The sequence below is a fragment of the Streptomyces sp. NPDC002835 genome, assembly GCF_053591995.1.
This window is the reverse complement of record NZ_JBSFUW010000083.1, coordinates 1-9565: the sequence shown is the minus strand read 5'-3', so window position 1 is coordinate 9565 and position 9565 is coordinate 1. Positions and strand designations below refer to the sequence as shown.

The following is a 9565-nucleotide window of genomic DNA, read 5'->3' as shown; positions in this document are numbered from 1 at the left end:
GCAAGACGCTCGGCTGGAGGACACCGGCCGAGGTGTTCAACGAGCAGCTACTGTTGCAACAGGCCGGTGTTGCAACGACCGGTTGAATCTGGTCAGTACACCGGCCGGGCCTTTGCCGACGCCTGCCGCCAGGCCGGCGTCCGCCAGTCCATGAGCGCGATCGGCAGCTCGGCGGACAACGCGCTCGCCGAGTCCTTCAACGCGACGTTCAAACGCGAGACTCTTCAGGGCCGAAAGCACTGGTCCAACGAACGCGAGGCCCGTCTCGACGCGTTCCGCCGGCTCAACCGCTACAACACCCGACGCCGTCATTCCCACCTCGGACAACGGAGTCCCATCGCCTACGAGACAGCACTCGACACAACATCAACTACCCTGGCCCAAGCCGCATAGCCCGTGTCCAAGATTCCGGGTCAAGGCCCGTGTTCCAGTCGGCGGCTTTGGACAGTGCCAGGGATGCGTACTGGTTGCCGGTGAAAGCGGAAGCCTGTACGGGGTTGTCGCTGACCTGGAAGTCCCCCCATTCATATTCCGTGCCCCACAGGATCGGCCTGTGGCTGTCCGCGTCGAGGGCCTCACCGCGGGGGATCACCGCCGTTGTGGAGACGATGGCTTGGGGTTCGTCCCCGTTCTTGGGGCGCGCCGGGGTGGAACGACTGCTGTCGGGGGCAGGATCGCTCGAGCCTTCGGACAGGCCGGGGTGAGAGGAATCTGTGGGCGTTTCTGGGTGCTGGGAGAACTTGCCGAGCCACATGCCGAAGAAGACCGCCGCGGCAATCACGGCGATTCCGGAGACGGCCCGTAGCGCCCTGTTGCCTGGCCCGCTGCGCTGTCCCCCTGGGGCAACGGTCGGGCTCGCGGGGGGAGGCGGCGGTGTCCCCCCGGGGGGAGGGGAGAACCGCACGCGAGCCGGCGGGCTGTGGTCCTGAGCGGCCAGCGTGTTCTCCCGCCGGCTGATCTCATAGCGCACGCGATCCAGCTCGGCCAGGATTCCAGCCCGCTGGTGCATCAGCGCGGCCACCTCACCCTCGAGGTCCTGCTCTGATGCCCGGGCCTCGGATTCGCCCCGAGCTTGAAGTTTCTCCAAGTCATGCGCGTGTGCGTGCACCTGGTCCAGCTCGGCCATCAGATCCTCCAGGCGGACTTCCAGCTGGTACAGCTCCAGCAGGATGCCGCTGCCACTGGCCTCCAGCGCCGCGCGGTACAGGGAGAACGTCAGCTGCCGTACGTCTTCGGTAACCGGCGCCACGTCGTCGTTGCCGCGCTCATTCAGCAGGGCGTCCAGGAACGCCTTGCGCGGCAGACGTTCTCCGCTCAGGTACCGCGCGATCGCGGAATGGCTGAATCCGTGCTTCTGGGTGAACTGACGCAAGGAAAACCCGCAGCTGTCGAACAGTCCCCGTAAATGCTGGCCCAGTTCAGCCCGGGCGTCCTTCGCCTCCGCACCACTGCGCTCCAGCGCGCCGTCCCTCATCTGTCTCCCCCCTTGTCCGGTTCGCGTGGCGATTGCCTCCGCGCAGCACCAGCCTGTCCCACTTATGCACCGCCCCGCGGCACTTTCAGCCTGATCGTGGGCCCGAAAGCGGGCCTGGAACCCATGGACTGTGGGGCGTGCCGTATGCCGGCGCCGTCGTGCAGTCATGCCCGGAGGAGACGATGATGCGTAAGCCCCGTACCCGTAACACGCCCGCTGAACAGCAGCCCGCTGAGCAGGGCGACAACACGACCGCAGCGCAACATGTCCGGCGGGGACTGCTCCACGGCGCGGCAACCGCTCTTGGACGCTGGCTGATCGAAAGCTGGTGGCCCACCCACCACTGAACCCGCCGCACTCGCCGACGAACGCAAGCCCGTGACACCTGCGCGCGTCGAACACAGGCGTTTCTGCCGGGCCGAGGGCCGGGAGATCCCGTACGAGGAAGTGGGCCGGGGCTTCGCGATGCCGGACGGCCGCACGGTGGCGCTCACCGACGAGGACCTGGAGCACCTTCCTCTCCCGACGAAGCGCACCGTCGAGGTGCTCGGTTTCGTCCCGGGCCAGGACATCGACCCGATCAGCTACAACCGGCCGTACTACGTCGGGCCGGGCGGTCCGGAGGCCGACCACTCCTACGTCCTGCTCGTCGAGGCGCTCGCCCGGACCGGATACGTGGCCGTGGCCAAGATCGCGAGCAGGAGTCGCGAGCGCCTGGCCCTGCTGCGGGCTCGGCGCGGCATCCTCATCCTGCAGACCCTGCTCTGGGAAGACGAGCTGCGCGACCCGGGCGACATCGCCCCCTCGGCACCGGTCACAGACCGGGAACTGGAGCTGGCCGAGGTCCTGGTCAGGGAGCTGACCGGCATCGAGGTCGGCGAGCTTCACGACGAGTACGCGCATGCCCTGGAGCAGTTGGTCGCGGCCAAGGCCAGCGGCGGCACGCCGCCCGTGCTGAAGGCGGCCCCGCCGGCAGTGGACCTGATTGCCGCGCTGGGGGAGAGCATCCAGGCGGCGAGCGTGCCGGCTCCACTGAGATCAGCGCGGTTTTGAGCCACCCTCTTCCCTGGTGGCTGATTCCCGTGCATGCTGTGCGGGCCCCGCCCGGTCACGTCGGGCGGGGTCCAGTCCCTCCCGGCTCCCCACGGGAGGGCGGCCCATGCCCGCCACCGGATGCGTCGGCGCTGCGTCGCCCTTCGTGGTCGGCGTCGGGGATCAGCTGAGCAGCCAGTAACGCTAAGCCAGTCTCCGCAGGTAGCGGCACCCCGACCGCGTCTCTCATAACGGCCTCGCAAAACTCGGCGGTTGTGAGAGGTGTTCTGCGAGAACCGGCCTGGGCAAACGCGCTTGGCGCTGGTCAGCAAGAACGGTTCTCACAACCGGTCAATTGTGAGAATCAGACGGGAGCGGATTCTCCCCGAGCCAGCGCCGGACCGCCTCCGCCTCTTGCTGACGTCCTACGCCGTCGAGCAACTGGGCCTGCAGGTCCAGCACGGCATGGAGTCGCGGGAATGCTGGAGGCAGCGTGCCGACATAGCGGCGGTACAGCTCCACAGCCTCCCCCGTCGCGTGGAGCGCCTTGGGAAGGTCGCCCTCCGCTGCCAGAAGCATCGCGAAGACAGCGAGTGAGGTGGCGAGGTCGGGTTCGTAGGCGGCCGGGTTGCCCGCGGCCAGTCGACGTTGGATCTCCACCGCCTCCTCGGTGGCGGTGAGGGCCTCGCTCCGCCGCCCCTCCTCCGCCAGCCGGATGCCGAGGTTGGACAGCGAGCGCGCGAGGTCGGGTTCGTAGGCGGCCGGGTTGCCCGCGGCCAGTCGACGTTGGATCTCCACCGCCTGCTGCTCGGCGGTCAGGGCCTCGCTCCGCCGTCCCGCCTCCGCCAGCTGGACGCCGAGGTTGGACAGCGAGGCGGCGAGGTGGGGTTCATGGGCGGCCGGGTTGCCCGCGGCCAGTCGACGTTGGATCTCCACCGCCTCCTCGGTGGCGGTGAGGGCCTCGCTCCGCCGCCCCTCCTCCGCCAGCCGGATGCCGAGGTTGGACAGCGAGCGCGCGAGGTCGGGTTCGTAGGCGGCCGGGTTGCCCGCGGCCAGTCGACGTTGGATCTCCATCGCCTGCTGTTCGGCGGTCAGGGCCTCGCTCCGCCGCCCCGCCTCCGCCAGCCGGATGCCGAGGTTGGACAGCGAGGTGGCGAGGTCGGGTTCGTAGGCGGCCGGGTTGCCCGCGGCCAGCCGACGCCGGATCTCCACCGCCTCCTCGGTGGCGGTCAGTGCCTCGCTCCACCGCCCCTCCTCCGCCAGCTGGACGCCGAGGTTGGACAGCGAGGTGGCGAGGTCGGGTTCGTAGGCAGCCGGGTTACCCGCGGCGAGTTGCTGGTGGGTGTGGGCGAGGGCGGTGGTGAGGCGAAGGGCGAGGGGGGCGATGACGCGGGAGGGGTAGGGGAGTGAGGCTGTCGCGGTCTGGACGCCTTGGTAGGTCAGGGCGGCGGTGTCCAGGGCCGTGTCCATGGTCTGGAGGACGTGGTCGCTGTCGGTGGTGCGGCCGGTGTTGTAGTGGGCGATGGCGGCGCGGGCCAGGACGGTGATGAGCTGGGCCTGTTGTCCGGGCGCTGCCGCGCCGAGCAGGGCGGGCAGCGGGATGTCGCCTTCGGTGAGGGTGCGGGAGGCGTGGTATTCGGCGATGCGGTCGGGTTGGAGGGAGCCCCAGTAGCGGTCGCCGTCTGCCGGGTACAGGGAGGCGAGCCACGCGGCGGCGGGTGCCCTCTGGTGGGCGGGCAGGCTGGGCAGGGTCGTGATGACGCGCAGCGCCTCGTCCTTCGTGCCGGCGCCGCACAGGGCGGCCACTGCCACGGCGGCGCCCAGGGTGGGGGCGGGCAGGTCGAGTCTGTAGGCGGGTGAATTCGCGCTGGCTTCCCAGAAGCGGTCCTCGTGTTTGAGGAGGGTGCGCTCCGGTGGGGTGCCGGGGGCTGTGTCGACGGGCCGCGGTCCGTGCTGCAGGAGGCTGACCAGGGCGGTCATCTGCAGGGTGAGGACGTTGTCGTAGCGGTGGTCGTGCAGGTCTGCGGGGGGCCGGAGTTCGGCGGCCAGGGATGTCCACTCGTGTGCGGGCAGATCGGGAAGCAGCGGCAGGAGGAGGGCGAGGTCATGGGCGGCGCGGTGGAAGGCGTTGTGCCGGTCCTGGGCGGCCTGGCTGGTGGGGATGAGCGGGGCGAGCGGGATGACCGGGGCTTCTTCGAGAAGGTCTCGTACGTCGGCGATGGCCTGGAGGGAGCCGGTGCGCCATTGCCCGTCGGAGCGTGCGAGCAGCAGCACGCGTACCCGGTGGCGGGAGCGGTGCAGGTGGGTGATGAGGCGGCGGAGCAGGCGGGGGCGGGTCTCGGCGTAGTCGATGACCAGCAGCAGGGGCAGGGATGTGGTCAGGGTGGTGAGATCGGGCGGGGCGGCGTCCGGGGTGGGGTCGTCGGTGAGGTCCGGGCTCAGGTGTCCGGTGACCCAGCCGCGCCAGCCGAGGGTGTCGGTGAGTCGGCGGGCGAGGCGGGTCTTGCCCTGTCCTCCGGGGCCGGTCAGCACGCGCACCTGGATGGCGGGCGGGCCGTCGCACCACGCTTGTAAGTCGGCGAGTTCGCTCTGGCGGCCGTGGAAGGCGACGGCTTCGGCGTCGGCGCGCAGGAGGGCGGCGGGGGAGCGGAGGTTGCGGTCGACGGCGGCGGGGGTGAGCAGGGCGGCGGGTTCGACCGGTTCGAGGACGGGTTCCCAGCCGGTGTGCTCGGTGATGAGGGAGCGGAAGGCGTCGTCGGCGAGGAGCCGGGCGGCGGGGGTGGCGGTCAGGCGGGTGCCGTCGTCGGCCTGGCGGTCGCGGCGCATGACGCCGCACAGCAGGTCTCCGCCGTAGCCGTCGTCGGCAAGGACGGCGGTTCCCGACATGCCGGACCAGCGGCTCCCGCCGCCGGGGGTGTCTGTTGCGGCGGGGGTGGGGTCGGTGCCGGTGAGTTCGTAGCGGCCTGCCAGGGAGCCGGTCCCCGGGGCGATACGGCCGGTGAACTGTTCATCCAGCCGTCGGCCGTCTGTGGTGTCCTTCTGGAGGCGGGGGAAGCCGCTCGCGGTGACCGGGTGGGGGCGGGTTCCGATGATGAGGCCGTAGCGCTGGGGCGGCCGGGTGAGCAGGTCACCGAGGGACTGCGGCACCTGCCAGCCGTGGCCTTCTGTGATCTCGATCAGCGCGGCGTCCACGGTGCCGTCTTTGCGTTGCCAGAGCACGGTCGCGGGAAACTCCCGCTCGCCGGTGTCGGGCACACTCACCGTCACCGGGCTGTCGGTGCCGGGATCCATGTGGTCCAGGACGTGGGCGGCGGTCAGCACCAGCCGCGGCGCGACCAGATAACCTGAGCCGAACCCCTTGTTCCTCTCCCCCTTCTTCAGCCGGTCCACCCGGATCTGCACCCGCCGGTCGAACTCCACCAGCCCTCCCCCGCTTCCCTCTTGCCGCCTCCGGCACGTGCCTGGAGGGCCTACTCCTCGTCGCTGACGTCGATGTCGCCGCCGCCGGGCCGGTGCGGGGTCAGCTTCACGCTCACCGTGTGGGTGGCCCTGCTGCCGCTTTCCTTCTTGCCGCCCAGGCTGATCACGCTCCAGCGCAGTCCGCCGTTGACGCCCTTGCTGCCGGTCAGCTCCAGACCGAGATCCAGCGTGATCTCCCCCAGCGTGAACAGCACCCCCCGGTCGCCGCCGCCCGCAGGGACCGCGATCCGGTCCTGGGCCTCGGCGACCTGCTCCCGCAGCAGCGTGATCGCGTCCGCCAGGTCCATCCACTCCTGATCCGAACCGCTTGCGTTACCCACCACAGTCCCCCTCCTCATCTCCCTCGTCTCCTGCCGTACGGCAGGAGGCATATCCGGCTACTTCTCCCGGCAAAAACCAGCGGAAACCACGTCACGGCCGTCACATTCCCGAGAACCTGCCACACCCCGGCCCGCCGACGCTCCGAGCCAAACCCCCCAGGCGCTGCCCCCTACAGGTCGTCCTCCCTCTCCATGTCGGCATCAGCCGGCTCGCGCAGAGGCCGCAGCATCCCGCCGCCGGGCACGGCCGGCAGGAAGCTATACCGGCCCAGGACGTTGAGGTGCTTGGCCTTCAGCGGGGACAGCCGGCCCAGGTCCTCGTCCTGCCCCTGCATGCCGGCCTCGCGCAGCGCGGTGACCGCGGCGTCGGGGTAGCGGGTGTTCCACAGCACCACGGCGTTGAGGACCAGGCCGAGCGCGGCGAGCTGGTCCTCCTCTCACGTCTCACTTGAGCCGACAGTGGACGAGGTCAGGCTGGCCTCTGGCCGCGGTGGCAGTAGTGCCAGTTCGGATCGTGTGGTTCGAGTCCGAACGGTTCTCGTACGTACACCGCCCCGTTCCAGCACTGACGGTAGGGCGGCCAGCCATCCTCGTCGGCGTCCACCATCGCCGCCCCGCCGTCCATCGGGCCGCCTTCGATCCCCAACGTGTACGTCGTCATGTAGGGATTAACGCACCCGAAGACACCGGGTCACGCCGCCTGCTCTACCGGTGCCGCAGGTCTACTCGGCCGACTTGTGGTTGATGACGGTCTCCTCGCAGGGGCCGTCGGCGAAGGTCTTGAGCGCCTCAAGCTCGGCCGTGTCGACGGTCAGGCTCCAGCGGAGCTTGGTGCCGACCCACTCGCCGATGTAGCGGCAGTACTGGTCGGACGCGGGCGGGAGCCATTCGGCCGGGTCCTGGTCGGCCTTGGAGCGGTTGGTGCGGGCCGTGACCGCGACCAGGGAGGTCGCGGAGCCTTGATCGTTGGCGTACGCCTCGCGCTTGGCCGCGCTCCAGGCGGAGGCCCCGGAGTCCCATGCCTCGGCGAGCGGGACCATGTGGTCGATGTCGAGTGCGCTCGCGGCGGTGACCGCCTGGCCGTCGTAGTAGGACAGCCACTTCCCTCCGGTGATCGAGCAGCCGGCCCCCATCGTCGGCGCCTCGATCGCCTCCGCGATCAGAACCTCCCGGCGCGTGTTGCAGCCGTCGGCGGAGTCGGCGCCGGCGTTCCAGTGCTTGAAGGCCGTGCGGGTGTAGCCCGTGCGGCTTTCGTCGGCGACGGGCAGGGCGGACAGCGCGTCGGGCAGCAGGACGGGGGCGGCCTGGGCCGGCGCGGGCGCGAGGGTCGGGATGAGGGCGAGGGTGAGCGGCACCAGACCACGCAGCAGGTTCTTGATCACGCCCCCGTGGATAGCGGACCACGCGTCTCCTGCTGATGCAGAACCGCGGGGTCTCACTCGGGCGGGTGGTGATCTTCACCGGAGAAACGGTTGCCCGTACTCGTCAGGTCCGGCGGTCCGACATGCACAGTAAATCGAACACGTGTTTTACTGCGGGCATGGCGCGATCGACGTTTCCCGATGGCTTGATGCAGGTCCAGCGTGAGTGGGACCGCGTCTATCGGGCGCTCGCCGCCCCGCGCCCGTACGGCACGGCGGAGCTGCGCCGGCGTCTGCTGCAGTTGTCGGCGCGGATCTTCACCGACCCGGCTTGGGGCACCGGCCGACCCAGCACCGGATGGGCGGAGCTGCGCCACCAGGCGCGTGTCGAGGACGGGAAGGCGGGACGGCGTGGGTGACTTCAGCGAGCGGCAGGTGCGGATCTTGCGCTGGATGCGCTCGTACGTGGCGGTGCACGGCGAGGCGCCGTCGTTGCGGGAGATCGCTGCCGGTGTCGGCCTGTATCCCCGTCGAGCGTGCTGTACCAGCTGGAGCGGCTCGAGGCCTTGGGTGCGGTGAAGCGCCGGGGCGAGGTCCGCCGGCGGGCCTGGCTGGCGTGCTGATCGTGAAGTTCGAGCAAGGAGAAGGACGCGATGGCTGAGACACAGTTCCCCGAGGATCTGCGTGCTGCGCAGGTCCGGCTGCATCAGGCGACGGCTGAGCTGGCCGCGCTGTGCCGCACCTTGCCGTGGAGCGTGGAGCCGATGCCAGGCTGGCCGGGCACCGAGCACCCGCACACCGGTGAGGTCACCGGCGGCCGCGAGGACAGCCCCGGCTGGAGCGAGGAGCAGCAGCGGACGGTGAAGCGGCTGCGGATGGAGTGCACCGACCTGTCGATCCGGATCACCACCCACCCGTACTGGGCCACCATCGAGGGCGAGCAGCGGGTGCAGGCCCGGAGCGAGTTGAAGGCCTCCACGAGGCCTTCGGTGACGCCGGCGATCGACGTCACCGAAGCCGCCTGACCGCTCTTCCCTTGCCTCTTCTGCCCCTTGAGCTCCCGATGCCCGACTACCGGCCTGACGTGTCCCGGCTCGACAAGCTGCGCATCGTCGAGCAGTACCTCGCGTACCAGCTCGAGCTCACCCGCGCGGCGATCCGGGAGCTGGAGGCTGAGCACGAGCAGCAGCGACGGCGGGAGCGGGCCGCACGGGAGCAGTCGGCGTGGAGGATCGAGCCGTCCCGGGCCCAGGCTGATGACGCCGTCGCGGTGCTGCACCGCGGGGGCTGCACTGTGTTCAAGAGCGCGCACGGGTGGCTGAACCGGCAGGAGGCGTTGATCGCGCTCGCGGAGCCGGGCATCAGGCCGTGCCCGGTCTGCCGGCCGGAGACCGGGCTCACGGCCGGTTAGGAGGCGCGGGGTTTGCGCCGGGCGGTGGACTTCTTCGTGGGGCTCTTCTTGGCGGCTGCCTTCTTGGCCGTGGTCTTCTTTGCGGGTGCCTTCTTCGCCGTCTTCTTCTTCTTCGGCTTCGGCATCTCGTGCACCGTGGCGTGGTCGTCCTCGCCGCGCGCCTCGCGGGCCTTCGCGACGGAGGCGTTGAGCGCGGCCATCAGGTCGACGACCTGCCCGGCGGGCTGCGCCGCCTCCTCGGCAGTCGGCGGCTGCTTGCCTTCGGCCTTGGCGGCGATGACCTCCTCCAGGGCCTCGCGGTAGTGGTCGGTGTAGTGGGAGATGTCGTCCTCCCCCATCGCGTCCATGAGCGCCATGGCCCCGTCCATCTCCGAATCGTCGATCTCCACGGGGGGCGGCGCCAGCGAGGCCGGGGACCTGATCTCGTCCGGCCAGTGCATCGAGTGCAGCACCAGGGCGTCCTCCTTGACCCGCAGCAGGCCCAGGC

General features: G+C 70.3%; 10 protein-coding genes and 3 pseudogenes. 6 read left to right on the top strand and 7 right to left on the bottom strand.

Features of this window, described 5'->3' with window-relative positions; genetic code table 11:
• Positions 1 to 93: 93 nt before the first annotated feature.
• A pseudogene (locus ACWD01_RS36525) lies at positions 94 to 393 on the top strand (integrase core domain-containing protein); the annotation flags it as partial.
• Here the strand turns inward: ACWD01_RS36525 and ACWD01_RS36520 are convergent.
• Positions 371 to 1474, bottom strand: a complete 1104-nt coding sequence (locus ACWD01_RS36520) for a helix-turn-helix domain-containing protein (RefSeq protein ID WP_451168183.1) — start codon at positions 1472 to 1474, stop codon at positions 371 to 373. The pseudogene ACWD01_RS36525 and the gene ACWD01_RS36520 sit on opposite strands and share 23 nt — an antisense overlap.
• 378 nt (positions 1475 to 1852) lie before the next feature.
• Here ACWD01_RS36520 and ku point away from each other — a divergent pair, with 378 nt between their 5' ends.
• Positions 1853 to 2527: a non-homologous end joining protein Ku gene (ku, locus tag ACWD01_RS36515; protein ID WP_451168182.1), complete on the top strand. Its 675-nt coding sequence runs from the start codon at positions 1853 to 1855 to the stop codon at positions 2525 to 2527.
• A 330-nt stretch (positions 2528 to 2857) separates the two neighbouring features.
• Here the strand turns inward: ku and ACWD01_RS36510 are convergent, their stop codons facing one another.
• The 5 genes and pseudogenes from ACWD01_RS36510 to ACWD01_RS36490 all read right to left on the bottom strand — a co-directional run bounded on the left by ACWD01_RS36510 (position 2858) and on the right by ACWD01_RS36490 (position 7688).
• A complete protein-coding gene (locus ACWD01_RS36510; RefSeq protein ID WP_451168181.1) occupies positions 2858 to 5926 on the bottom strand; it encodes a tetratricopeptide repeat protein in 3069 nt (1022 codons plus the stop codon).
• A gap of 50 nt (positions 5927 to 5976) precedes the next feature.
• Positions 5977 to 6306 (bottom strand): trypco2 family protein, encoded by a 330-nt coding sequence (locus ACWD01_RS36505; protein ID WP_451168179.1) that lies wholly within the window; start codon positions 6304 to 6306, stop codon positions 5977 to 5979.
• A 170-nt stretch (positions 6307 to 6476) separates the two neighbouring features.
• Positions 6477 to 6743 (bottom strand): annotated as a pseudogene (locus tag ACWD01_RS36500) (Tn3 family transposase); the annotation flags it as partial.
• A 32-nt stretch (positions 6744 to 6775) separates the two neighbouring features.
• Positions 6776 to 6967: a hypothetical protein gene (locus ACWD01_RS36495; RefSeq protein WP_451168177.1), complete on the bottom strand. Its 192-nt coding sequence runs from the start codon at positions 6965 to 6967 to the stop codon at positions 6776 to 6778.
• Positions 6968 to 7028: 61 nt separating this feature from the next.
• Entirely contained in the window at positions 7029 to 7688 is a 660-nt protein-coding gene (locus ACWD01_RS36490) for an HNH endonuclease family protein (protein ID WP_451168175.1), read from the bottom strand.
• Positions 7689 to 7876: 188 nt separating this feature from the next.
• On the opposite strand from ACWD01_RS36490, the gene ACWD01_RS36485 reads away from it, so the two are divergent.
• From ACWD01_RS36485 to ACWD01_RS36470, 4 genes are all read left to right on the top strand, one after another.
• Entirely contained in the window at positions 7877 to 8086 is a 210-nt protein-coding gene (locus ACWD01_RS36485; protein ID WP_451168173.1) for a hypothetical protein, read from the top strand.
• Complete coding sequence (locus tag ACWD01_RS36480) at positions 8052 to 8246, top strand: LexA family protein (RefSeq protein WP_451168172.1); 195 nt, start codon at positions 8052 to 8054, stop codon at positions 8244 to 8246. Before ACWD01_RS36485 ends, ACWD01_RS36480 begins: the two co-directional genes overlap by 35 nt.
• Before the next feature lie 74 nt (positions 8247 to 8320).
• Positions 8321 to 8692 carry a hypothetical protein gene (locus ACWD01_RS36475; protein WP_451168170.1) on the top strand — a complete coding sequence of 124 codons (372 nt, stop codon included), beginning with the start codon at positions 8321 to 8323 and terminating at the stop codon, positions 8690 to 8692.
• Between the two features lie 38 nt (positions 8693 to 8730).
• Positions 8731 to 9078, top strand: coding sequence for a DUF6233 domain-containing protein (locus ACWD01_RS36470; RefSeq protein WP_451168168.1), 348 nt, complete (start codon positions 8731 to 8733; stop codon positions 9076 to 9078).
• Here ACWD01_RS36470 and ACWD01_RS36465 read toward each other — a convergent pair.
• Positions 9075 to 9565 (bottom strand): annotated as a pseudogene (locus tag ACWD01_RS36465) (Ku protein); the annotation flags it as partial. The gene ACWD01_RS36470 and the pseudogene ACWD01_RS36465 sit on opposite strands and share 4 nt — an antisense overlap.